Source organism: Fibrobacter sp. UWT3 (assembly GCF_900230125.1).
Classification (GTDB): Bacteria; Fibrobacterota; Fibrobacteria; order Fibrobacterales; family Fibrobacteraceae; genus Fibrobacter.
Window position 1 is genome coordinate 1,705,249 of record NZ_OCSS01000001.1, and the last position, 26,622, is coordinate 1,731,870.

Genomic DNA, 26,622 nt, shown 5'->3' on the forward strand with positions numbered 1-26,622 from the left:
CAAAGTGAAAGCGCCGTGGGAGTACCCTGGAGCGAGGCCGCAGGCCGATGCGATAGGGTCCATGGATTCTATCGCGCTACGCGCTCCAGAATGACAGATGGTAATGACAATGAGGTAAGATATGGCAGGCATTACATACGAGATAGACGACAAGAACGTTGTCGAACAGATTCGTAACGACGCGATGAACGCCGCCAAGGAACTTGTAGAAAAGGCTCACCTCACGGCGGGCAATATTGTGGTTATCGGTTGCAGCACGAGTTCCACGCTCGGAAACGACATCGGTAGCCATTCCGTGCCCGAAGTCGGCAAGGCGATTTTCGAAGGTTTACAGTCCGTTTTCAAGCCGCAGGGCATCTTCATCGCGGCGCAGTGCTGCGAGCACCTGAACCGCGCCATCATTATCGAGCACGCAGCTGTCCCGTTTGCCGAAATCGTGAACGTGGTACCGCAACCCAAGGCGGGCGGTTCTTTTGCGACAGCCTGCTACAGCGCATTCGAGCATCCGGTCGCCATCGAGCATATCAAGGCCGACGCAGGCCTCGATATCGGCGGAACGCTCATCGGAATGCACCTGAAGGAAGTCGCGGTTCCTGTCCACATGCAGCTAACGCATATCGGCAAGGCAATTTTGATTGCGGCACGCACACGCCCGAAGTTCATCGGCGGTGAACGCGCGCATTACGATGAGAGCCTAAAAGACGGGTATCCGAAATTTTAAAAGATCCCCGGTCATCCCCGTCAAGCGAGGACAGGCGCCGGGGATGACATACAGAGTGGACCCTATCGCCTCTTCGAGGCTCCAGGGTGACAGATTTCAAAATGACTATAAAGATCCCCGACTAAACCGGGGATGACAATTACTCGTCGGAGACGCAGCGGACGCTGAGTTCGTTCACCTTGTAATCTTCGTGATAGGTCATGCCGGCGTTGTTGAAATCGTCGGTCACTTCCCAGCTGACGGCCTCGACTGCGCCCAGGTCGGCAGTGGACCAGAAGCGAGCAGTTTTACCCAGGTCCATGAAGTTGCCACTACCGAAACGATAGCCGGCAGGAACGGCATTGAACCTGGATTCGTTCGTGCCGTTATTCTTTTTCCAGCCGTAATCGGATTTGAGCACCAGCGAAGCGTTGCCCTTCGCCTTGCCCTGTACATACTTGGAAAGGTTCTGCCATTCGATAATCGAGGGAATGTGCCACCCTGCCGGGCAAATGCCCTTGATGAACATGCTCTTCTTTACAGCGCACGTCTTGGAATTGCAATTCGGGTCAATATTGAGTGCCTGGGCCCATGTGTAATAGCGGCCATACAGCCTGCAGGCTGCATCGTCGGAACTGTGACATTCGCTCCCGGGAGCATCGTAGCGGAGGTTTTCGGCCATCCACGCCCTCTTACCGATAACGACAACTTTGTACGTTCTCCCGTCGCGCGGATCCTTGATGTACTTCTTGACGAAGGGTTTCGAAGGGTCGCGCGGTTCAACGTCGCCGTTCTTCAGCGGGGACGTTTCCCATTCCGACTGGGGCTTTTCGGCGGCAGCAGCCGGCGCAGGCATAACGTTCTGCACCTTGGCAAACATCGACTTTGCATCAGCCTTGATGCTGTTCCACAGGTCAACTGCGGTAGTCTGCATGGCAGTAAAACTGCCGATGAGGTTGCCCGTACCCGTCGCGTAGAGTTCCACCGTGAGCGTAAGGCGGTCCTCGAACCTCCCCACGCGTGCCTGAGCCACATAGTCTGCAGCGATGTTCCTGCCCGTCTCCGCAATGCAGCTCCCTTCGCAATCCTCGATGGACTTGCCCGGAGGCAACATCACGTTGATGTTCTCGCGCGTCATGATGGTGTAGTTCATGTACGACGGCAGGGCAGCACCCGCCTGAGCGCGCAATTCATCTGTCAAGAAGCGGCATTCCGCGGGCGTAATCGCCTTGTCGATAGATACCGTCTCGAGGACGGCGACAAACGCCGCAAACGAATGAATGCTCAACAACAGGACAAATGATACTATCGCTCTCATAACGTCACAAATATAAGCACAAATTATCCGAAAAGGGCGCTTTGGGACAAATTAGCCGACAAAAATGCGTCCGTTGCGGAACAACTGCATCCACGGGCCGTCTTCGCCCCATTCTGCCGGGTGCCAGGAGTACTGGCAGGTACGGAACACGCGTTCGGGGTGCGGCATCATCACGAGGGCGCGACCGTCTTCGGAGCAGAGGCCGTTGATGCCGAACGGAGAGCCATTGGGGTTCAGCGGGTAGCGTTCGGTGTATTCGTGCTTGCCGTCCACGTAACGCAGCGCCACGAGACCGGTCTTCAGGCAGGCTTCGGCGGCTTCGCGGCTAGCGAATTCCGCGCGGCCTTCGCCGTGTGCGACCGCAATCGGGAGCACGGAGCCTGCCATGCCCTTGAGGAGCACAGCCGGAGTGTCTTCGACCTTGAGCGTGCAGAAGCGGGCTTCGAAGCGTTCGGAGAGGTTCTGCACAAAGCGCGGCCAATGCTTAGCGCCCGGAATCAAGTCCTTGAGGTTAGAGACCATCTGGCAGCCGTTACAGACGCCCAGCGTGAAGGTATCCTTGCGGTTGAAGTAAGCCTCAAATTCGGCGCGGGCCTTCGGGTTGAAGAGGATGCTCTTGGCCCAGCCTTCACCGGCACCGAGAACATCACCGTAGCTGAAGCCACCGCAGGCCACGAGACCGTTGAAGTCCTTGAGGGAAACGCGGCCTTCGAGAATGTCGGTCATGTGGACGTCGATAGATTCGAAGCCGGCCTTCTGGAAGGCAGCTGCCATTTCCAGCTCGCCGTTGACGCCCTGTTCACGGAGGATTGCCATCTTCGGGCGGCTTGCGTAGTCCTTCACAATCTTGGCGGACGCCGCCACGTCGAAGGTGACCTTCGGCGTGATACCCGGATTGTCCTGTTCCAGCTTGAGCTTGTATTCGCTTTCGGCACAATCCGGGTTATCGCGGAGGGCCGCGATGCGGCGGGTCGTGTCGCTCCAGATGGCGCGCAAATCCGAGAGGCCTTCGGCGTAGTCGCCGATGACCAAGTTGTAAGAATCGTTGAGCGTTGCAATTTCAGAAACCGTATCGCCGAGACCAGCGGCAGCAAATGCGTCGCGCACAGCCGCAAGGTCGGCATTCTTCACCTGGAGCACGGCACCCAGTTCTTCGTTGAAGAGGGCGTCGATGAGGTTTCCCTTGAGGGCTTCGGCCTTCACCGTCACGCCCACGTGGCCGGCGAACGCCATTTCGGCAAGCGTCGTGTAGAGGCCGCCATCGCTCTTGTCGTGGTAGGCCATAATCTTGCCTGCCGCATTGAGCTTCTGGATGGTTTCGAAGAAGGCACGGAGTTCCTTAGCGCTATCGACATCCGGAGCCTTATCGCCGAGGTTGCAGTAAACTTGAGCGGCAATGGAAGCACCCATGCGGTTCTTACCGCGAGCGAGGTCCACGAGAACGAGCGTAGAATCTTTATCCTGCAACAGCTGCGGGGTAAGCGTCTTGCGCACATCGGCGCACGGAGCAAAGGCACTGATAACGAGCGAAATCGGAGCGGTCACGCGGTGGCTACCCTGAGCGTCAGACCACACGGTGCTCATGCTCATGGAGTCCTTACCCACCGGAATCGTAATGCCAAGTTCCGGGCAGAGTTCCATACCGATGGACTTTACGGCTTCGTACAAGTCGGCGCCGTCGCCTTCGTAGTTCGGCGTTGCCATCCAGTTTGCGGACAAGTTCACGCGACCCATATCAGGTACGCAAGCGGCAGCCATGTTCGTGAGGGATTCCGCCACCGTCATGCGGGCAGCGGCAGCCGGAGAAATCAAGGCAACCGGAGCGCGTTCGCCCATACTCATCACTTCACCTTCGTAAGTATCGAGCGTTGCGCTGGTCACGGCGCAGTCGGCGACCGGCACCTGCCACGGGCCAACCATCTGGTCGCGGCAAATCATACCCGTCACGCTACGGTCACCGATAGAAATCAAGAACGTCTTGTCGGCGACGGTCGGGTTCGCGAGCACGCGGTGAGCCACGTCCTTGATAGTTGCATCGGCCGGAACCACCGTGGAATTGAGCGGGCGCTTCTGGCTCTTTTCGTTGCGGATCATGCGGGGCGGCTTACCGAGGAGCACGCCCAGCGGCATGTCAATCGGAGTCGTGCCGAAGTGTTTGTCGGTAAGCGTCAAGTGCTTTTCGGGGATGGCCTCGCCCACCACGGCGTACGGGCAGCGTTCACGCTTACAAATGGCATCGAACACATCGAGCTTGTCACCAGCGATTGCAATCACATAGCGTTCCTGGGATTCGTTACTCCAGATTTCGAACGGGCTCATACCCGGTTCATCGTTCGGCACGTTACGGAGTTCAAACTTACCGCCGAGGCCGCCATCGTTCACGAGTTCCGGGAAGGCGTTCGAAAGTCCACCTGCACCCACGTCGTGAATGAACGTAATCGGGTTTTCTTCGTCCATCGCCCAGCAGCGGTCAATGACTTCCTGGCAGCGGCGTTCCATTTCGGGGTTCTCGCGCTGCACAGACGCGAAGTCCAAAGACTCGTTACCGGCACCATTCTGCACGGAGCTAGCAGCACCACCACCGAGACCAATGAGCATGGCAGGACCGCCGAGCACAATCAGGTGGTCACCCGGGTCGATGTGGCCCTTCTCGATATGCTGGTGCTTGATGTTGCCGAGACCGCCAGCTAGCATAATCGGCTTGTGGTAACCGCGGACTTCCTTGCCGTTCTGGGCATCGACTTCCTGTTCGAAAGTACGGAAGTAACCGAGGATGTTCGGGCGGCCGTATTCGTTGTTGAACGCGGCACCACCCAGCGGGCCTTCGATCATGATGTCGAGGGCAGACGCAATGCGGGACGGGCTACCAAAGTCCTTTTCCCAAGGTTGGACTGCACCCGGCAGTTTCAAGTTCGAAACGCTAAAGCCCGTGAGGCCGGCCTTCGGCTTACTGCCCTTACCCGTGGCACCTTCGTCGCGGATTTCGCCACCACTACCGGTAGCGGCACCCGGGAACGGAGAAATAGCCGTCGGGTGGTTGTGGGTTTCGACCTTCATCAAGATGTCAACTTCTTCGTGGTGGAAGTCGTACTTGTTGTTGCGCGGGTCAGCGTAGAAGCGGCCGGCGGTAGCGCCCTTCATCACGGCGGCGTTATCCTTGTAAGCGCTGAAGATGTTGCTATTGTGGAGCTGGTAGGTGTTCTTGATCATCTGGAACAGGGACTTGTCCTGCTTCACGCCGTCGATGGTCCATTCGGCACCGAACACCTTGTGGCGGCAGTGCTCCGAGTTGGCCTGCGCGAACATGTAGAGTTCCACGTCGGTCGGATTGCGCTTAAGTTCGGTGAAGTTCTTCACCAGGTAATCGATTTCGTCGGAGCTCAGAGCGAGGCCCATTTCCTTGTCGGCCTTCACGAGGGCGTCGCGGCCCTGGTCGAGCACCGGAATCACGTTCAGCGGACGCGGTTCTTCTTTGCTGAACAAGACTTCGAGGGATGCGGTGTCGGCGAACACGGCCTGCGTCATGCGGTCGTGAATCTTGGCCGCAATCTGGGCGCGGGCACCGGCGGGCACAGCGCCTTCAAACTTCACGTAATAGGCAATAGCGCGTTCAATGCGCTTGATGGCCGGGAGGCCGCAGATGTGGGCGATATCGGTAGCCTTCGAGCTCCACGGGCTAATAGTACCCGGACGCGGGCACACCACGAAAAGTTCGCCTTCGAGAGCCTTGGGTTCGCGGGCCGGACCGTAGTGCAGCACCTTCTTCAATGTTTCAGTTTCCGCATCGGAAAGTTCGGCGGACAGGTCCACCACGTGCAGGAATTCAGCGTAAACGGAAGCGACAGAAAGGCCTGCGCTCTTGAAATCGGAAGAAAGTTTCTGGAGACGGAAATCCGACAAAGCCGGCGTACCACGTAAAATGAGCATTATAAACCTCGGTTTGATTTTTACGCCGTAAAGATAGAAAAATGGCCGCGCTTTTTCGCCCCGAAAAACACCTGCAAAGACAATAAAAAACGGCCCGGAGAGCGGGTCGTTTTAAGCTTTTTTCTAACTCGTTGAAAGTCAAAGAGTTAAGGTTATTCCTCGACTTCTTCCTCTTCTTCGTCTTCGGGGATTTCTTCGGCAGCAACAGCCTCACCGAGGAGCGCACTCACGTCAATAGACTTGAGGCCCGAGAGAGTCTTGAGGTCAGTCTTCTTGTCCACATCCACCTTGTCGAAGGAAGAGACAATGAAGTAGGCGCTGGTAGCCTCGAAACGGCGGGTCTTGTTCGCGATGCTGTTCGAGCCCTTCGTTGTCGGGAAGTACTTGGCTTCGAGCTTGGCCAAATCCGGCGAAGTCTTGGCCGTCTGGCTTGCCTCACAGGCCATAGCCCACACGAGCTTGTTCACGTCGGCCGAGTTGTTCACGTACTCGAGAATCTTCTTGCCACCGTTGAACGAGGCTTCGGTAGTCTTGGTGTAGTGTTCCGTTGCCTGGCTTACGTAGTTGCCCTTCTGCATAAGGACCGTCGCGGCGATAGCCACAAGGAGAATGGTGAGGACAATCGAAATGTTCTTGATATTCATTTTCACTTCTCCTTATTCAAACTTGAACGCCTTGGGGGCTTCGATGCTGAAGTTTTCGGCAAACTTGTATTCGACAAGAGCCTTGTAATCGGAATCCTTGAGCTTGCCCTTCACGAACTTGAAGGTCGCCACGCAGTTCTTGCCGCAGGCAATTTCCTTCACGCCACCCTCGTTCTTGAGGAGGAACTGTTCGGCAAGGCCGACAGCGGCGATATCGTTCTGCACCTGGGCCGGAATGCTTGCGGCGGTGTACATGTACGAAATCTGCTTGAAGCGGGCATCCTTGTCGTCAAAAATCTTCTGGACGTTGGCATCGAAAGCGGCTTCGGTCTTGGGGCCGGTGAGCGTCGCATAAACGAGCTTCCACGCCATGCCGTACTGGTCCATGGACTTCCACTGGTCCTGCAGGGCAGCGTTCACGGTAGCCTTGTAGTTACCGACCTGTTCCTTGACGGATGCCTGCGCCTGGTCGTTGTACTTACCCTTGAGCGTAAACATCAAGACGACAAGAGCCACGATGAGCACAGCATCGACAATGGCCAAAATCTTGAATTTTTTCATGTTCATATAAAATCCTTCGAATGGAATGGTTTTAATAAGAAAATAATACTTAATTTGAAAAAAGCAAGCAAATTTATAGAAAAATTTGCACCTAAAACGGCAAAAAAAAGCAAAGAACGCGGTTTTTTGTATATTTTTTGCAGAATGAGTGATACAAACGAACAAAAAAAGCTGCCATCGCAGATTATTTTCGAAAACCTGAAGGAATTCCTGCGGGCAAAGAACGCCGCACACGAATCCATTTTCAAGTTCCACTGGAAAAAGATGTGGCCGTTCAACCGCATTTGGCCGCAGGTCGACTACGAACGCATCGTGCGCCTGATGAGCGAAATCCGCAAGAACATCATCGCGCAGCAGAACCTGGTTATAGTGGCAAAGGAAAAGGCCGAAAGTTTCGAGAAATCGTTTTTGGACGCAGTACCTGCCTACCTCGAGGCGCTGGACAAGAGCTGCGTAGGGCTTGCAGACATCGCGCAGTGGAAGCAGGACATGCTCTACAAGAAAATCCACCACGAGGCAAAACTGGTGCGCGATTCGAAGGGCTACAACGAACTTTTGAAAACCTACGAAAAAGAACAAGCGGACTTGGTCCGGGCCGGAGCGTTCGTGCAGGCCGGCTGGATGGAAATTGCTAGTAAGGTCTAAGGCCATATGCCCGCAATCAGTGTAGTCATCCCGGTCTATAACACGGAGTCGTATATCGCGGACTGCCTTGCGAGCATTCACGGGCAGACCTGCCGGGATTTCGAGGCCATCATTGTCGATGACGGCTCTACGGACGGGAGTGCAGGCATTGCCAAAGAATTCGCCAGGGATGATTCTCGTTTCCGCATCGTAAGCCAGGAGAACAAGGGCCTTTCGGAAGCAAGGAACGCAGGAATCGATGTCGCTCAGGGCGACTGGATTACTTTCGTGGACAGCGACGACATGCTCGCCCCGAATTTTTTGCAGGCATTGCTCGATGCCGCAAGGTCAACAGGCGCAGACATCGCATGCTGTGCCAAGCATTTCTTTGGAGAAGGCAATCTAGTCGCAGGCAACGGGAAGTTCGCGGATTCCGGTATCGGGATGCCCGCCGGAAGCGAGATGTCCGCCGGTATTAAACGGTGCGCGACGCTCTCCCCCGCCGAAGCGCTCGCGAACGCGCTGTACCAGAACGACAGGCCAGACTATTCTGCATGGAACAAACTCTATGCGACACGCCTCTGGAAAACGCGCCGATTCCCCGCAGGCAAGTATTTCGAGGATATGGCAACCATCCCGCAGGTATTCCTGGATGCGGGGCGCATCGCATTCGTGCCCGAGCCGCTCTACATGAACCGCAGGCATTCCGCAAGCATTCTCGCAACCGCATACAGCCGCAAGAAGGCAGAACTTTTGGACATTGCAGAAGCGGTATGCAGCCTGGTCGCAGGCAAGGGCGCTCTGCTCGGAAGGGCGGCACGGAGCAACCTCTTCAGCGCAAGCTGCAGCATCTTGATGCGCACGGGCGATACGCCCGAATTCGCAGACTACCGCGACCGCGCGTGGAAGCACATCCGGGAATTGCGACTGGGTGCATTGCTCAACCCGCGGACACGCTGCCGGAACAAGGCGGCCGCCCTAATTTCTTTCGCCGGCAGGGCAACGCTCGTGAAGGCGCTACGGAGGCACGGATGATCCCGAAGAAGATACACTTCTGCTGGTTTTCGGGAGAGCCCTTCCCGGAGAACATACAACGTTGTATAGACAGCTGGCACAAGTTTCTCCCTGACTTTGAACTTGTCCACTGGAATGCCGAGAAAGCGCGCGCCACGGGAATCCCGTGGGTTACCGGAGCCCTTGAGCAAAAGCGCTGGGCATTTGCCGCCGATGCAGTGCGACTGCACGCACTCTACACGGAAGGCGGGTTCTATCTCGATACCGACGTAGAAGTCCTGCGCCCGATTGAACCGCTGTTGAACCGCCCGAACGCATTCGGGTACGAGAACGGTTCCCGCAGGATTGAAGCCGCCGTCATGGGATGCGAGGCAGGTTTTGCACCCATAAAGGCGGCGCTGGATTATTACAAGTCATGCGAATTCACGTACTCGGAGAGCGACGTAGACGACATGGTGCTCCCGAAAATCCTTGCAGACGCATTCGCGCCGTTTACCGGAATCGAGATTCTGCCCGAGAGCGCGTTCTCGCCCAAGAGCTACATCGACGGGAAGGTGAGAGCGACAGAGGAAACCTACTGCATCCACCACTTCGATAGCGCCTGGCGACCTGAATCCGTGCGCAGGGGAATCCGCCGCAGGCAATGGCTATTTGCCACCTTCCCCCGCCCGCTGGCAAAAATTCTCGCGTACCCGCTTTCGCTGTGGACAAACCTCACGACACTCGGGTTGCGCGGGACTATCAAAAAAATTCTTAAATAATGAGACTAGGGAGGGGCTCGTACGACGGCCCCTCCCTAAGACCCTCCCAACACGCTCAAACACGCCGTGCCCTTATTAAACATCATATCAGCGTGTTAGAGCATGCGCACCTGACGGTGCAAAAAAATTAGGGATACAAGAATTATTTTTTTAGCAAAAAGCGCGGGATAAACAGCTTGGGGAACCGCTTCAAAAACGGCAGCGAGAACGACCATAACTGCGGGAGCTTGCGGAGAGCATCCTTCTTGTCGCGGTAGGCCAGCATCGAGAACCAGTGCGATTTCCAGATGTTCACCGCCTCCCTGTAACGCGGGTGGTCACTATAGCGGGCCAGCACCTTCAAGAAGGTTCCGTACATGAGCGTGTTGTCGAGCGACATGTTGTTGCCGTGCTGGCGGTAATAGCAGCACTTCACGGGCAAAACGGGCAGCGAACCGCAAATCTTGAAGAACTTGAGCCACTGCGGAAAATCCTCGAACGGGAATTCCGCATCGTAGGCACCGTGCTCGCGGAAAAAGTCGAGCCGAATCATCTCGGAACAGCCGTGCACCTCCTTCTTGCCCATAAAGAACTCGTCGAAGGTCACACGCGGAATGGAGCGCGTGTACCGCGGGTCGCATTCCTCGCCGTGGTTGCCGTCCTTGTCCATCAGCACAATCTGGCCAAAGCACAGCGGGTCTTCGGGGTGCGATTCCAGATAGGCGCTCTGCTTTTCGAGCCTGCCCGCGGGCATCATGTCGTCGGAGGCGAACGAGCAGAAATACTTGCCGCGCGCCATCGAGACAAGCTCGTTCATCGTCGCCACCACGCCCTTGTTAGGGCGATGCACGTAGGTAAAATGCAGTTCATCGCGCAGGCGTTCCAGAATCTCGGGAGAACTGTCCGTACTGCCGTCATCGACCACGATAAGTTCAAAAGCGACACCCTTCTGCGCCATCACCGAACGCACGGCCGCTTCCACGAACTTCTCGTGATTGTAACTAGCCATCAGCACCGACACGAGCGGCGGGAGTTCGCGCTGTTCTGTTTCGGAGCCCTGCACAAAGGCCTTCACGTACACGTTCTCGTCAATCTTCTCGGCAAACATGTTCGTTATGGAGTATTCCACTTGAGCCTCCTGACAGATACGGCAAGCGCGACAAAGGTCACGAAGTTTTCGAACGCGTAGGCAAACATCGGGCCGTGCATTTCGAACAGGCGAATACCCACAAAGGTACCGCCCGCAAACAGCAGGTTCGCGCCAACTTCAATTACAAGAAACAGTTTTGTTTCGCGACGGGCAATCAGCACCATCCCAAGGCACCACGCACCCGAGCGGAAGAAATCACCCAGCAACTGCACCGGCATGTAGTCGGCCGCAGGGGCGTACGTGCCCGAAAGGAGAATCGCCACCACGAGGCCGCGCCCGAAGTAGAGCGCAATGCAGAACAACAGTGTAAAGCCCACCATGCGGGCAAATATCGGGTAGAATTCCTTGCGAAACGCTTCGCGCGTCATTTCCCGGCTGATGCGCGGCAGTATGAGCACCCCGAGGATAGCCGAGAAAATGGAGGCAAAGAAGTCCGAAATCTTGTAGACGCCCTGCCAAATGCCCGCGGCGTTCCAGCCGAGTTCCGCCCCAATGAGCGAACGCACGAACATGAGTACCAGCGGGGCAATTATCATCGGCACGAGGCCCATCACAGCATACGACATCCACGGCCCGCGCGTATCGAGAACGGACTGCCGGAACTTGGCCAGGCTAAAGCCTGCACGCGACGCCACGCGGGCGGCAAAGATACCCGCGACAATCGACTGCGTCGCAATGATGCTCAATACCGAAAGGCGACCCGTGTACAAGAAGAACGCGACCCACAGCATCTGGAAAAGCGAGGCGGCAATCTGGATTAAAGCCCAGCGTTTCACGAGCCCGAGGCCGTTCATTACCGCAGAGCAGATGGTGACGATGTTGGCAGCAAGCATTCCCGGGAGCGCAAAGAGTATGGCCGCCTGGGCCAGGCGCGGATGTACCCCCGGCAGTAGTTTCTCGAGCGGGGCGGCGAAACAGAATATTGCCGCCAGAGCGCAGGTTATCACGGTAGCGAAAGTCGTGAGTCGAAAACCGCCACGCCAAATGCCGTACAGGTTCCTGAGGTTATCCTTGTTCTGTGCGGTAAGGCTTACCCAGCCGTTCTGCATGGCAAGGCTCGATGTCGCCTGCCCGATGCTCATCCAGTTCATGAACTGGCCCACGCACGCGAATGCAGCAGGCGGCAAGAAAACAGCAAGCAACTTGTTGATAACGAAGGCACGGAGCGTGTTGAAGAGCGTCACCGAACCCGAGCCGAAAAACAGCCGCCAAATTTTAGAGGAGCGATCCAACTCAGCCACCTATCTCACGTATTACGCGCGCGGGCACCCCGCCAATGACCACGTTTGCCGGGAACTCGCCCGAAACAACGGCACCTGCCGCGACAACGGAATTCTTGCCGATGGTTGTGCCCTTCAAAATCATCACGCGGTCGCCAATCCAGACGTTGTCTCCAATAACGACCTTCCCCGTTTTCGGGTTTCCATCGATGCGTCTCGACGGGTCTATCTCGTGGAAATCGCTATCGAGGACAGTCACCGAGGAACCTACAAGCACGTTGTCGCCTATCTCGATTCCCTCGCCTTCAGAAACGGCCGTGAACCGGTTGCAAATCTGGCAGTTTTTGCCGATGGAAATTTTCGAGTCAACGTTGCGCGGGTTCAAAAACTCATACGATGTCCAAAAACCAGCATCTTCCATAAAGCCGAATACCGTGCCCTCGCCCACAGACACACGCCCCTTCCCTTCACAGAGCACAGGCGCGACGGAACGGAACTTGCCTTCGGGCTTCGCGGTCGAGATGCACTTATAGAAGCACACGCGCGAGGTTCGCACCAGCTTGCGGATGATTCTAGCAAACAAACTCATTCAGCGCTCCTATAATCTCGGTGACATCATCATCCGTAAGCACCTGCGACACAGGGATGCTCAACACGGTCTCGGCCATCTTCTCCGCAATCGGGAACTTGGGATTCGCGGGCAAAAGAACGTCCACTGCGCCGTTTATTGCGCCGCCCTCCGGCCCAGTCGCGTAGGCCTGCTGCAAATGCGGAGGAATCGGGTAAAAGATGAGCGTCCCGATACCGCGGGCCTCGAGATACTTTTGTAGGGCATCGCGCACCCGCCGGTCAGGCGTGCGCACCGTAAACACGTGCCACACGTGCTCCCGCAGGTCTGCCGGGATTTCGGGCAATCGCACCAGCGGGTTATGCACCTCGCGCACGTAGCGGGCAGCAATTTCGCGCCTCCGCTCATTCCACGCATCAAGATGCGGGAGTTTCGCGAGCAAGAACGCTGCCTGAATTTCATCCAGGCGGGAATTGACTCCACGGTAACGGTTCACGTACTTCTGTTCAGAACCGTAGTTGCCGAGCATCCGCACCACGCGGGCAAGTTCGGCATCGTCGGTCAAGACCATGCCCGCATCGCCGAGCGCCCCGAGGTTTTTCGTCGGGTAGAAACTGTAGGCGACCGCGGCGCTTTTCATACCCGCTTCAGCGCTTTTCAAACCGGCGGGCATCTCCACGCAGGCATTAAACCGCGCACCGTGCGACTGCGCAGCATCCTCGAAAACAAGGAGGTCGCGCGTCTTGGCAAACTCGCCAATAGCCTTCATGTCAGCCAGGCGCCCATACAGGTGCACCGCAAGAATCCCGCGCGTCTTTTCCGTGCAGGCATCCGCAAGCCGTTGCGGATCGATATTGAAAGTCCTTTCGTCAGGTTCCACGAGCACGGGCACGAGCCCCGCCGCATTTACCGCAAGCACCGTCGCGATGTAGGTATTCGCGGGCACAAGAATTTCGCTACCCGGAGCCAGGCGGCCAAGTTCAATAGATGCACGAAGCATCAGTGTGAGGGCATCGAGCCCGTTCCCGACACCTACCCCATGCGCAAAACCGGAGTAGGCGGCAAATTCCTTCTCGAAGCGTTCGCAATAGGAACCGCGGATGTACCAGCCCGATTCCACGACCGCCGAGGCAGCGTCCTTCAAAGCGTCCATGTAGGGAGCATTCACCTGTTTCAGGTCAAGGAAAGGAATCTTCATTACCGCTCCTTCTTGAACTTGAGGTATTCGCCGTAATCGCGCCAGTAGTCGCTCTCGTCAAACTCGTGCGAAGTGAGCACCAGGCAAATGGAACCCGAAGAGAACCCGAGTTCCTCAGCCCAGACTCCGGGCGGAATATGCAGCCCATAGTACGGGCGGTCCAGGCGATAAACCTTCTCGCTCTCGCCATCAGAAACCTTGATATCGAAAGCACCGCTCGCCGCGACCAGCAGCTGGTGGCATTCCTTGTGGGCATGCCCACCGCGCGTCACGCCGCCGGGAATATCGTACAGGTAAAAAACACGCTTGATGTCGAAGGGAATTTCCTTCGAATTCTGGATAGGCGTAAGGCTACCCGAACGCTCACTTATCCTCGGGAGTTCAATGAGCGAGCACATGTCGATGCGGGCTTTCTTCAAATCCTGCTCGTTCATTTGCGTACCTCGCGGATAAACTCGTCAAAATCGCGGATGTAGTCCTCCTCGGAAAAATCCGCCGAAGAGACGACTAGCGCAAGCGAATTGGTCGAGAAGTTGTCGAGGGTCCTGAAGTGCATCGGAGGCAGGTAGAGCCCGTAGTACGAGCGCGAAAGGGAATAGCGCTTTTCTTCTACGCCGTCGTGCACCACCACATCGAAGCTGCCCGAAAGCGCGACGATGAATTCCTTCTCCGTCCTGAAAGCATGGCTTCCGCGCAGGCAACCGCCCGGCACGTCGTAAATCCAGTAGGTGCGCCGGATTTCGAACGGGACATGCTTTCCCGATTCCAAAAAGCTCAAGTTCCCGCGTTCGTCGAGGAACTTGGGCAGCTGGATGATTTGCGCTTTTTCTTCAAAATTCGGCATATTACGAAAGTAATATACAATTTTTTATGCACCTAAAAATTCCATTTTTCGAAATATACGGGAGGGGTTTGCCTTGCCAAACCGCTTTTTTTGTATTTTTAGGGCATGTTCAGCGTTTTGCCATACGATTCGCACCTCGAGGCGCGATGGGACCGGTTCGTGATGAGCGAATCGGTGAACGGCACCTTTTTGCAGACAAGGCGATTCCTGAACTACCACCCGCAGGGGCGATTCAAGGACGCCTCCTTCATGCTGGAATCGAGCGGCACGATTGTCGCCGCATTCCCCGGGATTCTTACCGATGCAGGGCAGTGGATTTCGCACCAGGGTTCCACCTTCGGCGGGCCCGTAATTTCCAGGAACTTCTATACCGCAGAGCGCGTCATGCACATTATGGAATGTGCGGAAAATTACCTAAAGGGCTTCTGCAGGAGCGTGAAGATGCGGCCCACATCGAGCCTGTTCTCGCAGGAACCGACAGCACTCCTGGAATACGTGCTGGAGCACCGCGGGTACACGCGCAATTCCGAACTGAGCGCCGTGTGCACGCTGGAGGCAGGCAAGGACCCGCTCGAGAACTGCGAAAAGACATGCCGCTCGGTATTCCGCAAGTCGCAAAACTTCAATCTTGAATACCGCGAAATGACCGATGCGGAAATGCCCGAATTCTACAGGCACCTGAACAACCTGGAATCAAAGTTCGGCACAAAACCCGTGCACACGCTCGAGGAACTGCTTGACCTGCGCCACAACCGCATTGCAGACGAAGTAAAGTTCCGTGCCCTGTGGATGCGCGACGCGGACCATGCAAATGGAGAAAAGTTCGTTGCCGGCATGATGCTATTTGACTTTAAACAAACTAACGTACGCCACGCGCAATACATCGCCCCGAACGAGGAAATCCGCGAGTTCCAGCCCACGACCGCCATGTACATAAACGTAATGCGCGAGGCAGCCCAAGACGGCATCAGCAAGTTTTCGTGGGGAACATCCAACGGCATGGCCGGGGGCGCCTTGAACCTGCCCCTGTTCAAGTTCAAGGAATCCCTCGGTGCAAAGCCCTCGCTGAACCTGATTTACAGCAAGGAAGAACTGCTGGGATAACCCGAATTGTCATCCCCGCGACCTTAGTTGTCATCCTGGAGGGAGCAACGCGACCGATAGGATTCAAAAGCATCAAACGCCGAGCCAAAGGCCCGGCATTTTTCGTTACTAAGCGCTAGTTGTCCTGAACGCAGCGGACTCTCGCGCAGACAGCGCAAAGAACCCGAAAAACAAGCCCAAAAGGCAAATAATTGTAAAAAGTTGCATTTTTGTGCAGTGAACCTATTGACAATTGCCCAATTGTGCATTATATTTAGGAATATAAATTCATAATGCGAGGTTTATCATGGATAACAGCAAACGCAAGGAACTGACCACCCGTCAGGAAGAAATCTACGAATACATCAAAAAGTATTCCCGCGAAAACCACATGCCGCCCACCGTCCGCGAAATCGGCAACCATTTCGAGATTTCCTCGACAAACGGCGTGCGCTCTATCCTCGCCGCCCTCATCAAGAAGGGCTACATCAACCGCTCCCCGCGCCTCAGCCGCGGCATCGAGATTGTGGACACCGACGGTTCCGCCGCCGATTCCGCACCGAGCAACACCATCGAGATTCCCATTATCGGCCGTGTGGCCGCGGGTACGCCCATCCTCGCCGTACAAAACCTCGAAGGAACGGTCACCATCGACCGCGACTTCCTCGCCTGCCGTTCCGACGTATTTGCCCTGCGCGTCAAGGGCGATTCCATGATCAACGCCGGCATCTTCGACGGCGACCTCATCTTCGCCCGCCAGCAGCGCTCTGCCGAACGCGGAGAAATCATCGTGGCGCAGGTCAACAACGAGGCCACCGTCAAGTACTACCAGCCGCAGCACGACCACATCGAGCTCAAGCCCGCCAACCCGAAGTACCGCCCCATCATCGTGAACAAGGGCAGCGACTTCTCCATCGCGGGCCGCGTCATCGGCGTGATGCGCAAGGTGAACTAAGCAAGAAATTCATTTATACAGAAAACCCTGCCAGTGCGGCAGGGTTTTTCGCTTTTTTAAGACCCTCGCCTTTGCGAGGGTGACGAAATAGGATTGTCGAGGGTGACGAAGCGGGCTAGTCGAGGGTATGGACCAGCAGGCCGTCGCGCAGCTTGGGTTCGAACCAGGTGCTCTTCGGCGGCATGATCTCGCCCGCATCGGCGATGTTCATGAGCTGGTCGAGCGTAGTCGGGTACATCGCGAACGCGCAGGCGCATTCACCGCTGTCGACGCGCTTCACCAGTTCGCCGAGACCGCGGATGCCACCGACGAAGTCGATGCGCTTGGAGGTACGCGGGTCGTCAATGTCGAAAATCGGCTTCAGCACGAGCTTCTGGAGCAGTGCCACGTCGAGGCTGTCGACCGGGCCCAGGTTCTTGAGGAACTTGTCCTTGAACGTGCAGGCGTACCACTTGCCCTGCAGGTACATATTCACCTGGTTCTGCTTTGCCGGGTGCTGCATCTCGGCGAGAGGCTCGATATCGAACACCTGCTTCAACTCTTCCATGAGCTGCTCCGGCGTGCGGCCGTTCAGGTCCTTCAGCACGCGGTTGTAGTCCAGAATCTTGAGCTGCGTGCTCGGGAACAGGATGGCCAGGTAGCGGTTGTATTCTTCCTCGCCCGTGTTCTTCGGGTTCTGTTCCGCGCGGTAGCTTGCAGCGCGGGCTCCGGCGGCACTGCGGTGGTGACCGTCGGCAATGTAGCTCACCGGAATCTGTTCAAAGCTCTTGCGGATGGCGGCAATCTCGGCATCGTCATCGATAATCCAGACCGTGTGGCCAAAGCCGTCGCCGTCGCTCACGAAGTCATAGACGGGCTTGCGCTTGGTAACGGCACCGAAAAGGTCGAACTGGCCGTTGTCGCGGTAAGTGAGGAACACCGGACCGGTATTGGCGTTGGTGTCGAGCACGTGGCGCAGGCGGTCTTCTTCCTTGTCGGCGCGGGTAAGTTCGTGTTTCTTGATAATGCCGTTGAAGTAGTCGGCGGCGGGCACGGTGCACACCAGGCCGTACTGTTCGCGGCCGTTCATCGTCTGGCGGTAAACGTACAGGCAGTCCTTCTTGTCGTGCGCAATGACGCCATCGGCAATCATCTTGTCGAGGTTCGCACGGGCATGCGCATAGACCTTCGGGTCGTACGCATCGACGCTGTCGTCAAGTTCCAGTTCCGCACGGGTCACGCGCAGGTAGGAATGCGGGAGCCCTTCGGCCATGGCCTTGGCTTCGGCGCGGTTCATCACGTCGTAAGGGAGAGCGGAAATGTCCTTGGCCTCGGCGGGGTTCACCGGGCGAAGGGCCTTGAACGGATAGATGTGCATCATGGGCTTCTTTCCTTTGTGAGATTCCTTGATTAAAACTTCGTCCTCGGAAATGAGGTTATGGATATAGCCGGTCTTGCCTTCAATCCACTTCTTCTTGCGGTAACCGACAACGAAATACGCAATGAAGAAGAAGATAAAGCCGGTAATCATCGCGACGATGGTAATGCCTATCATGAAGGCGAGCAGGTGCCCCGCGGCATTTTCCCAGAGGTTCTTGACAATGTCCAGGCAGTTGCGGACAGACATGCGCTCGAACTCGCCCAGAAAATCGAACTTGATCGGGTCGGGGTCGACAATCTTGCAACCGATATAGTAGCCCGAGGGGTAGAATATGCCGAACTGGGTCACGGGGTTTGCCACGAAGTCGGCCACGACACCCGGAACCTTCGGCAGGCGGAACAGCGCACAGATAGCCACGGTAAGGATAATGGCAAAACCGATGGTCGGCCACACGCCAATAAACACGCCAATAAATACAGACCACGCGACCTTCAAGGAATCCTGGCGACGAGGAAACATGCGATTGTAGTAAATACGGCTCAACCGCTTGTACTTGGATTCCTGCTTGCGCGCAGGTTGATGGTGACGAAGTTTCATAAGCGCGCACAAAGATAGAAATTAGACGAAAGATGCGAGGCGAAAGACGAAAGAAAATCACGGAAATTCTATTTTTTGTGGTATGAAGCACGTTATTTCAAAGGAAGGATTCGAAAAATACAAGGCAGAATGGGAACAGCTCAAGTACGTGGAGCGCCCCGCCATGATAAACCAGGTACAGGCGGCCGCCGCAGAAGGCGACCGGAGCGAAAATGCGGCCTATACCTATGGGCGCATGCGCGTACGCGAAATCGACCGCAGGCTACGCGAACTTGACCGCATCCTCGACGGAGCAAAAATCGTGGAAATTTCTGCACCCGAGGACGGCTCCATCCGGTTCGGCGCGACAGTGAAGCTGCTCGACAAGAAGACCAAGCGCGAAAAGGCGTACAGCATCGTCGGCGAAAAGGAAATCGACCCGCTGCAGGGCAGAATCAGCCTCAAGTCACCCATCGGCGAAGCCCTCGTCGGCAAAAAAAAGGGCGAAACCGCGCAGGTTCAGGCCCCCCGCGGAACCATCACATACGAAATCCTGGATGTAACCTACAACTGATAATTGATTATCCATCATCAATCATCCATCATCAATCATCCATCATCAATTATCAATCATGTTTATTGACACGCATTGCCACATAGATTCCTACGAGCACCACGCCGGAGAAAGTTTCGACGCGCTACTCGCCCGCCTACGCGACGACGGCGACCCGAATATCGAGCTGCCCGAGGCGTTCATCCACGTGGCATGCGACCCGGCAGACTTCGAACGTGCACGCGAGCTCTCCGAAAAACACCCGAACGTCTACGCCGCATACGGAATCCACCCGGAATACGTCGACACCGAAACTCCCGATGACGAAGCACGCATGCTCGAATACCTGAAGCACCCCAAGTGTGTCGCCTGCGGGGAGTTCGGGCTCGACTACCACTACGACCCGGAGTCGCGCCCGCGGCAGATTGCCCTGTTCGAACGGCACCTGCAACTGGCGCTCACAAGCGGAAAACCCATCGTGCTCCACCTGCGCGAAGCGGACGACGACGCCCTCGCCGTACTGCGCGGCGCCGACCTCCGCAACAAGAACATCCACGTGCACTGCTTTACCGGCACGCCAGGATTCGCGGAAGCGCTCCTCGCCCTCGACGCGAACATCTACATCGGGTTTACCGGCATCATCACGTTCAAGAACGCACAGAACGTGCGCGACGCCGCGGCCATCGTACCCGATAGCCGCCTGCTCCTCGAAACGGACGCCCCCTACATGGCGCCCATCCCGTACCGGGGCAAGCCCTGCCATTCAGGCTACATTCCCTTTATTGCAAACAAACTTGCAGAAGTAAAAGAAAAGCCCGTAGAAGAAATCTACAGGCAAGTCCGCGAAAATACGCGCCGCTGTTACGGAATCTAGGCTATCTGCGCAGCCGCACCTGCAGGCACCGCGCCACCCGCATAGTGCGCCTCCATGTACTTAAGCGCATCTTCGGGCGAAAGCGGAACGCTAAAGTAGAATCCCTGAATGTTACGGCAGCCCTCGCTCCGCAGGAATTCCAGCTGTTCCTCAGTTTCTACGCCCTCGGCAATCAGCTCCAGATTCAGGGACTTCGCAATCCCGATAACCATCTTCGCGAATGCCGCATCTTCCTCGTCGTCGGCGACGTGGTCCACGAACGACTTGTCCATCTTGAGCGTATGCACCGGCAAGTGCTTCAGGTAAGAAAGGCTGCTGTAGCCCGTGCCAAAGTCATCGATGGAAATCTGCACGCCCATGCACGAAAGTTTGCGCATGATGTCCGCCGCCTTCTCCACCTCGCAGGTCGCCGTGTACTCGGTAATCTCGAGTTTCAGGTTACGCGGGTTCAGGTTCGTCTCGGCGAGCACGCGCTTCACGTCGTCGACCATCGATTCCATCGCAAACTGCTTTGCCGAGAAGTTCACCGCAACGCGGATGTCCTTGAACCCCAGATCCACCCACTTCTTGGTCTGGATGCACGCCATCTTCAGGATAAGCGCGCCCATCGGCACAATAAGCCCGGTCTCTTCGGCCAGCGGGATGAATTCTGCCGGCGAAACAATCCCGTGCTCGGAATTGTTCCAGCGGACAAGCGCCTCGAAACCCACAATCCGGTCCCCGCTAGCGATATCTATAATGGGCTGGTACATCAGCACGAATTCCTGCGCCTGGATGGCTCGGCGAATCTCGTACTCGAGCTTGTATAGCTTCATCGCCTTCTCGCGGATGCCGCCCGTCACGAACTGGATTCCGCCATGCTGCCCGCTTTTCTTCAGGTTACGGAGCACGGCATTCGCGCTCGCGAGGATATCCTCGACACAGTCCACATCACTATTCAAGACAACCGCCATCGACGCACTCACAAAGAGTTCGCTACCGTCCAGCTGGATAGGCGCCTTGATTTTCGTATGAATCTGCTTCACCTTCGCAAGCAGGTCCTCGCGCACTTCGCTACCCTGGATATCGTGCAAAATGACCGCGAAAACATCGGGCCCGATACGCGCCAGAACGTCGTTCTTGCCGCAGGTCGCCTTGATGCGCTCGGCAACCACGCGCAACACGTTATCGCCAAAGTTGATGGAATAGGATGCGTTTATCGCCCCGAAACTGTCGATGTCGAGGAGCGCCACGCCGAAGGTGTATCCCGGTTTCTGGGCGGCCATGTCCACGTCGACCTTGAGCTTTTCGAGGAAGAACTTGCGATTATAAACACCCGTAAGCGCATCCTGGTAGGCGTAGTAGTACTTTTCTCGAGCAATGGCAGACGTGTCGCTCGCAGTTATGGAACCGATAACGCGGATAGGCCTGTTTTCGGAATCCATCTGCAGGCGCCCCGCAATCATAATCTCTTCGGGCTTGCCCTTCATCGGCGAAGAAAGCCGGAGCACCTCGGAAAAGTCCTCGCCCGTCTCGAGCGCCTTCATGAACTTTTCCCTGAACGCGACCCAGTCACTCTCCATCACGTAAGACTCGAGCGCCGAGAACGAGTCCTCGAGAAGTTCCTTCGCGCCAATCAGTTCCGCCACGCGGTTAGACCAGTACACCTTCCCCGTCGAAACGTTAAACGTCCAGAAGCCCTCGTGCGACACGTCGATCATCATCTGGTGGAGTTCGCTCTGCTCGTGCAGGTCCTTCTGGAAATCGCGAACGGGCTCGGTATCCACCTTCGTCGGGATTTCCACGTCGGTACGCATCTTCTTGCGGTTACCTACTGTGGGGAACGTGTAGAACAAGGAAAGGTACGCAATAAAGACGATTGCCATGAAATAAGGGACAAACGCAATCACATGCTTAGAAAAATGCAGAATATCAGGCACAAATGCCGCGAACATAAAGCACGCGAACAGGAGCGCAAAACGGAGGATTTTGTGTTCGTCAAAAAGTTTCATCTATATGACACCCAATGTGCATAAAATAACTCAAAAACCGCAATTTAGATTATTCCCAATTGAATTAAAGCAATTTCGTAAGCAAAAAACCGCTCCAAAAGCGAGTATTCCACTTTGGAATAAGCGACTAGGGAGGGCGCCTATGGGGCTAGCCCTCCCTCCACATACAAAAAGCCCCCGGCTTTTGACCGGAGGACTTTTTTGCAGGTCAGGATCCTTCGCGACCTGCGGTCGCTCAGGATGACGCTTCGCGTCAATTACACAGCGCCCTGCCACTTCATGGCATCGGCAACCTTGAGGAAGCCGGCGATGTTTGCACCCATCACGAGGTTCTTCTTGTCGCCGTACTTGGCAGCGGCACCGGAAGCGGCCTTGTAGATGCTCTTCATGATGCCTTCGAGCTTCTTGTCCACTTCTTCGAAGGTCCAGGAGAGACGTTCGGAGTTCTGGGACATTTCGAGACCGGAGGTAGCCACGCCACCAGCGTTAGCAGCCTTGGCAGGTCCAAAGAGAACGCCGGCCTTCTGGAAGGCTTCGATAGCTTCCGGAGTAGAAGGCATGTTGGCACCTTCGCAGACGGCCTTCACGCCGTTGGCGATAAGGGCCTTGGCACCTTCGAGGTCGAGTTCGTTCTGGGTTGCGCACGGAAGAGCGATATCGCACTTGACCGTCCAAACACCCTTAGAACCTTCGTGGTATTCAGAACCCGGAACCAGCTTGGCGTATTCGCTAATGCGGGCGCGCTTCACGTTCTTGAGGTCGAGAACGATGTCGAGGTTGATGCCGTTCGGGTCGTAGATGTAACCGTTGGAGTCGGACATGGTCACGACCTTGCCACCGAGCTGAGTAGCCTTCTGGCAGGCGAACTGGGCAACGTTACCGGAACCGGAAATCACGACGGTCTTGCCCTGGAAGGAGTCGTTAGCAAGGTCCTTGAGCATTTCGCGAGTGAAGTAGCAGAGGCCGTAACCGGTAGCTTCGGTACGAGCGAGAGAACCACCGTAGGAGAGGCCCTTACCGGTGAGAACGCCCACAAATTCGTTGCGGATGCGCTTGTACTGACCGAACATGTAACCGATTTCGCGAGCGCCAGTACCCTGGTCACCAGCCGGAACGTCCGTGTCGGCACCGACGTGCTTGCAGAGTTCAGTCATGAAGGACTGGCAGAAGCGCATCACTTCGTTGTCGCTCTTGCCCTTGGGGTCGAAGTCGGAACCGCCCTTGCCGCCGCCCATGGGGAGCGTGGTCAAGCTGTTCTTGAAGATCTGTTCGAAGCCGAGGAACTTGAGCATGGAAAGAGTAACTTCGTTACGGAGACGGATACCGCCCTTGTAAGGACCGATAGCGGAGTTGAACTGCACGCGGTAGCCACGGTTCACCTGAACGTTACCCTTGTCGTCGAGCCAAGGTACGCGGAAAGTGATCACGCGTTCCGGTTCGACGAGGCGGTCGATCACGCCGTTGGTTTCCCAGGACTTGTCCTGTTCGAGAACGGGGTCGAGGGATTCGAGGAATTCACGAACAGCCTGATGGAAGAGGGCCTGGTCCGGGTCACGGGCGACGACCTTGTCATAGACTTTCTGAAGGTAAGCATTCTTGATTGCCATTTTAATATATCTCCGTTGAGAGTTTTGATTGTTAATGTTTTTAACGGGATTAAAGATAGCAAAGGGGCATGACAAATAGTGAAAAACGGGCAAAAAATCTTCAAAAACTTACATTTTTGTAAGTTATTTTTTTGTCAGTTTTAAAAAGTTTGAATTTCCGTTAAATTTCATGGCATAGAAACGCAAAAACATACATTTTTGTAAGTTTCCACTTTTCGTCATCATTTGTAAGTAAAATTTTACAAGAAGCTACAGTTCCAGGAAGGCCTTCAGGTCGTCCATGCGGCGTTTCGCCATCTCGACTCCGTGCTCGTAGGACTCGTTCATCTTGTCCATGTCGGTATCGAACTGGTCGCACAACTCGATGAGGGGGCGAACCAGGAACAGCCTCCCCTCCTTCTCGAGTTTTTCCATCTGCACGAACATCTTCTCGTAACGCTTGAGGCGAACCATCAGGGCGCGGAAAAGTTCGGGGTACTTGCGCTTGTACATCGGGTTGAGGATTGCGCGGTACTTGCGGAAATCCGTCACGGCCTCGCCCGGGTAATGCGTAGAAACAGCCACCACCTTGTCGCAGCCCTTCTCGAAGGCGCGCTCATACGGGATAGGGACCGTAATGCAGCCGTCGGCGTAGTGCTTGCCGTCGAGAGATGCCATCGGGAAAATCATCGGGAGGGCGCAGCTCGCGCTAATCAGGTCCAGCAGGCGCTTCTTGTCTTGCCTTTCGGACTTGAACTCGGCGCGGCCGGTCTCACAGCAGGTGAGACCGATTTCGAATTCAATCTTGGAATTCCGGTAGGCCTCGAAATCGAGCGGCATCTTGCCGTCGGCCGCGAGGTAATTCAATGCGTGAAATTCCTTCTGGATTCCGATAAACTTGCTCGCCCATTTTTTGCCCTCTTGCAGGCGGGTCGGGAGAACGATAAACTTGAGCCTTCCCTGCTGGCGGGTAATGAAGTTCACCGCCGCGTGCGCACCGGCGGAAACGCCCGCAACGTAATTGAAGTCTATACCCTCGTCGAACCAGGTGTCCAGCACTCCTGCGCTGAACATCGTCTGGCGCGAGCCTCCTTCCAGCACCAACCCCGCCTTCACGCATTCCCCCTATTGTCATCCCCGGCCTGACCGGGCGGACAGCACTTAGAGCTTTGCTCTTTAGTGCGCATGGCCACCAAGGTGGGGATCTGTTCGGACGGTGTTTCTGCCGCAATGGGCAAAACCGGAGGTTCTGCGACGCCGAGCGCATGCTGCTTGAGCGTCCAGACCTTCTGGCGGAAATACTCACTGCGTTCGGCCAGATGCTTCGAAGAAGGTATGCCCTTCACGCGCTCGATTTTTTCGGGCTCACCCACGACTATGCGGGTGCGGCGCCCTATCTTGTACACACCTTCAAGGCCCACCGAAAGCACGGGAGCGCCCGTACTGCGCGCAAGGAAAGCAAAACCCGTCTTGAATTCGTTCAGCAGGCCATCGTAACGGCACTTGCCCTCGGGGAAAATAATGACGTTGTTCCCCTTTTCGAGTTCGCGCTTCGCTAGCAACGCCCATTCGGTATCCAGGTTAAAGCGGTCGCAGGGAATCACGCACTTGACGCGCGTCAAAGCCCAGCTGAAATGCGGGTCTTCCACCTGGTCCTTCGCCACCACGATGCTCTTCTTGTGGAAAAAGATGGCAAGCATCATGAGGGGGTCCCACATGCTGGTATGGTTCGCGATAATAACCGAGGGCGTCTTGAGCCGCGGGGACTTGACCGAACCCGCAAAAGTAATCTTCGGGCGGTACGCCACCAGCAGGTAAACGCGCACGGTGTATATCACGACCACCATGACGAACTGCATAAAGAGTTCGAACAGAAAATTTTTCTTCTTTACTTTCACTTTACTTACAGATCCTTCGACTACGGGCTTCGCCCTGCGCTCAGGATGACAGCGGGAAAACTACTTACCCAAAGATTCCTTGGGAATGCTCGTAAAGGTCAAAGCACCCTTCGCGTGCACGTTGCCGTTCACCTTCACGATACAGTCAAAACCGACGAGAACGCCACCGCCCTTCGTCTTGTTGACGGTAATTTCGAGCTGGTCGCCGGGAATTACCGGCTTCACGAACTTGAATCCGTCAATCTTCAAAAGCACGTAGAGGTTCTTTTCGAGGTCCTCGGCGGGCTTCTCGATAACGAGGGAGCAGAGCTGTGCGCAGGCTTCGCAAATGAGGACGCCCGGCATAATCGGAGTGCCCGGGAAATGCCCCATGAAATACGGCTCGTTCACGCTCACGTTCTTGATGCCCGTTGCCGATTCGTTCGGCACGAGTTCCGTGACCTTCTCGATCATCTGGAACGGCGGGCGCTGTGCAATCTTTTCGCTGATTTCAAAAATGTTCATCATAGAGAAAGGCCTCCATCGAGCACGAACACCTGGCCCGTCACGTAGGCGAACTGGTCAGACGCAAGCGCAGACACGATGTTAGCGACTTCGTCTGCGGTACCGAAGCGCTTGAGAGGAATCTTTTCCACATAGCCCTTGCGGGTCTCTTCGGGAATGGCCTCGATCATCTCGGTCGCAATAAAGCCCGGAGCCACGGCGTTCACGCGGATGCCAAAGCCGCCGAGTTCCTTCGCGAGTGTCTGGGTCAGGGAGTTCACCGCACCCTTCGTGGCGCTATAAACGGCCTGGCCAGCGAGCGCAAACTTGGAGGAAACGGAGCTCATGTTGATAATCACACCGGACTTCTGCTTGTACATCTTCACCGCAACCTGCTGGGCGCAGTAGAAGTAGCCCTTCACGTTCAGGTCGAAGCACTTGTCGAGCGTTTCGGGGTTCATCATCATCAGGTATTCGTCGCGCACGATACCCGCATTGTTCACGAGCACGTCGATACGGCCGTATGCCTTGAACACCTCGCGCACCATGACCTTCACCTGCGAGAGGTCGGCCACGTTCGCCTTGTAAATCATGCCGTCACCGCCCTCGGCCTTGATCTGATCAAGCGTCTGCTGCGCGGCCTCGTCGGAACTGGAGTAGTTCACCACGACCATGTAGCCATCACGGGCAAGGCGCAAGGCACAAGCCTTGCCGATTCCCTTCGAAGCACCTGTAACGAGAGCAACTTTCATTTT

General features: G+C 56.0%; 25 protein-coding genes and 1 pseudogene. 8 read left to right on the forward strand and 18 right to left on the reverse strand.

Annotated elements, in window-relative coordinates:
* Nucleotides 1-184 precede the first annotated feature (184 nt).
* Nucleotides 185-721 carry a TIGR01440 family protein gene (locus CRO08_RS07380; protein WP_369684799.1) on the forward strand — a complete coding sequence of 179 codons (537 nt, stop codon included), beginning with the start codon at nucleotides 185-187 and terminating at the stop codon, nucleotides 719-721.
* Between the two features lie 139 nt (nucleotides 722-860).
* On the opposite strand, the gene CRO08_RS07385 is transcribed toward CRO08_RS07380, so the two are convergent.
* The 4 genes from CRO08_RS07385 to CRO08_RS07400 all read right to left on the reverse strand — a co-directional run bounded on the left by CRO08_RS07385 (nucleotide 861) and on the right by CRO08_RS07400 (nucleotide 7,156).
* Nucleotides 861-2,018, reverse strand: coding sequence for a fibrobacter succinogenes major paralogous domain-containing protein (locus CRO08_RS07385; RefSeq protein WP_097035642.1), 1,158 nt, complete (start codon nucleotides 2,016-2,018; stop codon nucleotides 861-863).
* A gap of 51 nt (nucleotides 2,019-2,069) precedes the next feature.
* Nucleotides 2,070-5,945: a phosphoribosylformylglycinamidine synthase gene (gene purL / locus CRO08_RS07390; protein ID WP_097035643.1), complete on the reverse strand. Its 3,876-nt coding sequence runs from the start codon at nucleotides 5,943-5,945 to the stop codon at nucleotides 2,070-2,072.
* Between the two features lie 152 nt (nucleotides 5,946-6,097).
* Nucleotides 6,098-6,589, reverse strand: a complete 492-nt coding sequence (locus CRO08_RS07395; RefSeq protein ID WP_097035644.1) for a hypothetical protein — start codon at nucleotides 6,587-6,589, stop codon at nucleotides 6,098-6,100.
* A 12-nt stretch (nucleotides 6,590-6,601) separates the two neighbouring features.
* Nucleotides 6,602-7,156: a hypothetical protein gene (locus CRO08_RS07400; RefSeq protein WP_072810893.1), complete on the reverse strand. Its 555-nt coding sequence runs from the start codon at nucleotides 7,154-7,156 to the stop codon at nucleotides 6,602-6,604.
* A 138-nt stretch (nucleotides 7,157-7,294) separates the two neighbouring features.
* Between CRO08_RS07400 and CRO08_RS07405 the strand changes: the two genes are divergently transcribed.
* The 3 genes from CRO08_RS07405 to CRO08_RS16970 are packed head-to-tail and all read left to right on the forward strand — an operon-like array spanning nucleotide 7,295 to nucleotide 9,549.
* Nucleotides 7,295-7,795, forward strand: coding sequence for a hypothetical protein (locus tag CRO08_RS07405; RefSeq protein WP_073114306.1), 501 nt, complete (start codon nucleotides 7,295-7,297; stop codon nucleotides 7,793-7,795).
* 6 nt (nucleotides 7,796-7,801) lie between these two features.
* The gene (locus CRO08_RS07410; RefSeq protein WP_097035645.1) at nucleotides 7,802-8,809 is read left to right on the forward strand and encodes a glycosyltransferase; all 1,008 of its coding nucleotides are present in this window, start codon (nucleotides 7,802-7,804) and stop codon (nucleotides 8,807-8,809) included.
* Nucleotides 8,806-9,549, forward strand: a complete 744-nt coding sequence (locus tag CRO08_RS16970; protein WP_176495085.1) for a glycosyltransferase family 32 protein — start codon at nucleotides 8,806-8,808, stop codon at nucleotides 9,547-9,549. The genes CRO08_RS07410 and CRO08_RS16970 overlap by 4 nt, the downstream gene beginning before the upstream one ends.
* A 142-nt stretch (nucleotides 9,550-9,691) precedes the next feature.
* Here CRO08_RS16970 and CRO08_RS07420 read toward each other — a convergent pair whose 3' ends face one another.
* The 6 genes from CRO08_RS07420 to CRO08_RS07445 are packed head-to-tail and all read right to left on the reverse strand — an operon-like array spanning nucleotide 9,692 to nucleotide 14,508.
* A complete protein-coding gene (locus CRO08_RS07420; RefSeq protein ID WP_255252274.1) occupies nucleotides 9,692-10,657 on the reverse strand; it encodes a glycosyltransferase in 966 nt (321 codons plus the stop codon).
* Entirely contained in the window at nucleotides 10,642-11,919 is a 1,278-nt protein-coding gene (locus CRO08_RS07425; protein ID WP_097035647.1) for an O-antigen translocase, read from the reverse strand. The genes CRO08_RS07420 and CRO08_RS07425 overlap by 16 nt, the downstream gene beginning before the upstream one ends.
* The gene (locus tag CRO08_RS07430; protein WP_097035648.1) at nucleotides 11,912-12,487 is read right to left on the reverse strand and encodes an acyltransferase; all 576 of its coding nucleotides are present in this window, start codon (nucleotides 12,485-12,487) and stop codon (nucleotides 11,912-11,914) included. Before CRO08_RS07430 ends, CRO08_RS07425 begins: the two co-directional genes overlap by 8 nt.
* A complete protein-coding gene (locus tag CRO08_RS07435) occupies nucleotides 12,471-13,664 on the reverse strand; it encodes a DegT/DnrJ/EryC1/StrS aminotransferase family protein (protein WP_097035649.1) in 1,194 nt (397 codons plus the stop codon). Before CRO08_RS07435 ends, CRO08_RS07430 begins: the two co-directional genes overlap by 17 nt.
* On the reverse strand, nucleotides 13,664-14,098 hold the full coding sequence (locus CRO08_RS07440) for an FdtA/QdtA family cupin domain-containing protein (protein ID WP_176495086.1): 435 nt from the start codon (nucleotides 14,096-14,098) through the stop codon (nucleotides 13,664-13,666). The genes CRO08_RS07435 and CRO08_RS07440 overlap by 1 nt, the downstream gene beginning before the upstream one ends.
* Nucleotides 14,095-14,508 (reverse strand): FdtA/QdtA family cupin domain-containing protein, encoded by a 414-nt coding sequence (locus CRO08_RS07445; RefSeq protein ID WP_072810907.1) that lies wholly within the window; start codon nucleotides 14,506-14,508, stop codon nucleotides 14,095-14,097. The genes CRO08_RS07440 and CRO08_RS07445 overlap by 4 nt, the downstream gene beginning before the upstream one ends.
* A gap of 105 nt (nucleotides 14,509-14,613) precedes the next feature.
* Between CRO08_RS07445 and CRO08_RS07450 the strand changes: the two genes are divergently transcribed.
* The gene (locus tag CRO08_RS07450; protein WP_097035650.1) at nucleotides 14,614-15,612 is read left to right on the forward strand and encodes a GNAT family N-acetyltransferase; all 999 of its coding nucleotides are present in this window, start codon (nucleotides 14,614-14,616) and stop codon (nucleotides 15,610-15,612) included.
* Between the two features lie 286 nt (nucleotides 15,613-15,898).
* Nucleotides 15,899-16,546, forward strand: a complete 648-nt coding sequence (lexA, locus tag CRO08_RS07455) for a transcriptional repressor LexA (RefSeq protein WP_072810912.1) — start codon at nucleotides 15,899-15,901, stop codon at nucleotides 16,544-16,546.
* A 115-nt stretch (nucleotides 16,547-16,661) separates the two neighbouring features.
* Here the strand turns inward: lexA and CRO08_RS07460 are convergent, their stop codons facing one another.
* Nucleotides 16,662-17,906 (reverse strand): DUF1015 domain-containing protein, encoded by a 1,245-nt coding sequence (locus CRO08_RS07460; RefSeq protein WP_369684800.1) that lies wholly within the window; start codon nucleotides 17,904-17,906, stop codon nucleotides 16,662-16,664.
* Nucleotides 17,907-18,005: 99 nt separating this feature from the next.
* Nucleotides 18,006-18,503 (reverse strand): annotated as a pseudogene (locus CRO08_RS17600) (DUF2062 domain-containing protein); the annotation flags it as partial.
* 82 nt (nucleotides 18,504-18,585) lie between these two features.
* Here CRO08_RS17600 and greA point away from each other — a divergent pair.
* Together greA and CRO08_RS07470 are read left to right on the forward strand one after the other, a co-directional pair.
* A complete protein-coding gene (gene greA / locus CRO08_RS07465; RefSeq protein WP_097035652.1) occupies nucleotides 18,586-19,056 on the forward strand; it encodes a transcription elongation factor GreA in 471 nt (156 codons plus the stop codon).
* Nucleotides 19,057-19,114: 58 nt separating this feature from the next.
* Nucleotides 19,115-19,909 carry a TatD family hydrolase gene (locus tag CRO08_RS07470; RefSeq protein ID WP_097035653.1) on the forward strand — a complete coding sequence of 265 codons (795 nt, stop codon included), beginning with the start codon at nucleotides 19,115-19,117 and terminating at the stop codon, nucleotides 19,907-19,909.
* Here the strand turns inward: CRO08_RS07470 and CRO08_RS07475 are convergent.
* From CRO08_RS07475 to CRO08_RS07500, 6 genes are all read right to left on the reverse strand, one after another.
* The gene (locus CRO08_RS07475; RefSeq protein WP_097035654.1) at nucleotides 19,906-21,900 is read right to left on the reverse strand and encodes a bifunctional diguanylate cyclase/phosphodiesterase; all 1,995 of its coding nucleotides are present in this window, start codon (nucleotides 21,898-21,900) and stop codon (nucleotides 19,906-19,908) included. The genes CRO08_RS07470 and CRO08_RS07475 overlap by 4 nt on opposite strands.
* A 257-nt stretch (nucleotides 21,901-22,157) precedes the next feature.
* The gene (gene gdhA / locus CRO08_RS07480; protein ID WP_097035655.1) at nucleotides 22,158-23,507 is read right to left on the reverse strand and encodes an NADP-specific glutamate dehydrogenase; all 1,350 of its coding nucleotides are present in this window, start codon (nucleotides 23,505-23,507) and stop codon (nucleotides 22,158-22,160) included.
* A gap of 249 nt (nucleotides 23,508-23,756) precedes the next feature.
* Complete coding sequence (locus CRO08_RS07485) at nucleotides 23,757-24,587, reverse strand: patatin family protein (RefSeq protein ID WP_255252275.1); 831 nt, start codon at nucleotides 24,585-24,587, stop codon at nucleotides 23,757-23,759.
* An 11-nt stretch (nucleotides 24,588-24,598) separates the two neighbouring features.
* Nucleotides 24,599-25,384, reverse strand: coding sequence for a lysophospholipid acyltransferase family protein (locus CRO08_RS07490; RefSeq protein WP_255252276.1), 786 nt, complete (start codon nucleotides 25,382-25,384; stop codon nucleotides 24,599-24,601).
* A 60-nt stretch (nucleotides 25,385-25,444) separates the two neighbouring features.
* Nucleotides 25,445-25,891, reverse strand: a complete 447-nt coding sequence (gene fabZ, locus CRO08_RS07495; RefSeq protein WP_097035657.1) for a 3-hydroxyacyl-ACP dehydratase FabZ — start codon at nucleotides 25,889-25,891, stop codon at nucleotides 25,445-25,447.
* Complete coding sequence (locus tag CRO08_RS07500) at nucleotides 25,888-26,619, reverse strand: SDR family NAD(P)-dependent oxidoreductase (RefSeq protein WP_097035658.1); 732 nt, start codon at nucleotides 26,617-26,619, stop codon at nucleotides 25,888-25,890. Before CRO08_RS07500 ends, fabZ begins: the two co-directional genes overlap by 4 nt.
* Between the last annotated feature and the right edge of the window lie 3 nt (nucleotides 26,620-26,622).

Excerpts from the sequence above, each read along its gene's own strand:
- CRO08_RS07380 (WP_369684799.1), top strand. The coding sequence starts at position 185 with ATGAACGCCGCCAAGGAACTTGTAGAAAAGGCTCACCTCACGGCGGGC.
- CRO08_RS07385 (WP_097035642.1), bottom strand. The coding sequence starts at position 2,018 with ATGAGAGCGATAGTATCATTTGTCCTGTTGTTGAGCATTCATTCGTTT.
- purL (WP_097035643.1), bottom strand. The coding sequence starts at position 5,945 with ATGCTCATTTTACGTGGTACGCCGGCTTTGTCGGATTTCCGTCTCCAG.
- CRO08_RS07395 (WP_097035644.1), bottom strand. The coding sequence starts at position 6,589 with ATGAATATCAAGAACATTTCGATTGTCCTCACCATTCTCCTTGTGGCT.
- CRO08_RS07400 (WP_072810893.1), bottom strand. The coding sequence starts at position 7,156 with ATGAACATGAAAAAATTCAAGATTTTGGCCATTGTCGATGCTGTGCTC.
- CRO08_RS07405 (WP_073114306.1), top strand. The coding sequence starts at position 7,295 with ATGAGTGATACAAACGAACAAAAAAAGCTGCCATCGCAGATTATTTTC.
- CRO08_RS07410 (WP_097035645.1), top strand. The coding sequence starts at position 7,802 with ATGCCCGCAATCAGTGTAGTCATCCCGGTCTATAACACGGAGTCGTAT.
- CRO08_RS16970 (WP_176495085.1), top strand. The coding sequence starts at position 8,806 with ATGATCCCGAAGAAGATACACTTCTGCTGGTTTTCGGGAGAGCCCTTC.
- CRO08_RS07430 (WP_097035648.1), bottom strand. The coding sequence starts at position 12,487 with ATGAGTTTGTTTGCTAGAATCATCCGCAAGCTGGTGCGAACCTCGCGC.
- CRO08_RS07435 (WP_097035649.1), bottom strand. The coding sequence starts at position 13,664 with ATGAAGATTCCTTTCCTTGACCTGAAACAGGTGAATGCTCCCTACATG.
- CRO08_RS07440 (WP_176495086.1), bottom strand. The coding sequence starts at position 14,098 with ATGAACGAGCAGGATTTGAAGAAAGCCCGCATCGACATGTGCTCGCTC.
- CRO08_RS07445 (WP_072810907.1), bottom strand. The coding sequence starts at position 14,508 with ATGCCGAATTTTGAAGAAAAAGCGCAAATCATCCAGCTGCCCAAGTTC.
- CRO08_RS07450 (WP_097035650.1), top strand. The coding sequence starts at position 14,614 with ATGTTCAGCGTTTTGCCATACGATTCGCACCTCGAGGCGCGATGGGAC.
- lexA (WP_072810912.1), top strand. The coding sequence starts at position 15,899 with ATGGATAACAGCAAACGCAAGGAACTGACCACCCGTCAGGAAGAAATC.
- CRO08_RS07460 (WP_369684800.1), bottom strand. The coding sequence starts at position 17,906 with ATGATGCACATCTATCCGTTCAAGGCCCTTCGCCCGGTGAACCCCGCC.
- greA (WP_097035652.1), top strand. The coding sequence starts at position 18,586 with ATGAAGCACGTTATTTCAAAGGAAGGATTCGAAAAATACAAGGCAGAA.
- CRO08_RS07470 (WP_097035653.1), top strand. The coding sequence starts at position 19,115 with ATGTTTATTGACACGCATTGCCACATAGATTCCTACGAGCACCACGCC.
- CRO08_RS07475 (WP_097035654.1), bottom strand. The coding sequence starts at position 21,900 with ATGAAACTTTTTGACGAACACAAAATCCTCCGTTTTGCGCTCCTGTTC.
- gdhA (WP_097035655.1), bottom strand. The coding sequence starts at position 23,507 with ATGGCAATCAAGAATGCTTACCTTCAGAAAGTCTATGACAAGGTCGTC.
- fabZ (WP_097035657.1), bottom strand. The coding sequence starts at position 25,891 with ATGATGAACATTTTTGAAATCAGCGAAAAGATTGCACAGCGCCCGCCG.
- CRO08_RS07500 (WP_097035658.1), bottom strand. The coding sequence starts at position 26,619 with ATGAAAGTTGCTCTCGTTACAGGTGCTTCGAAGGGAATCGGCAAGGCT.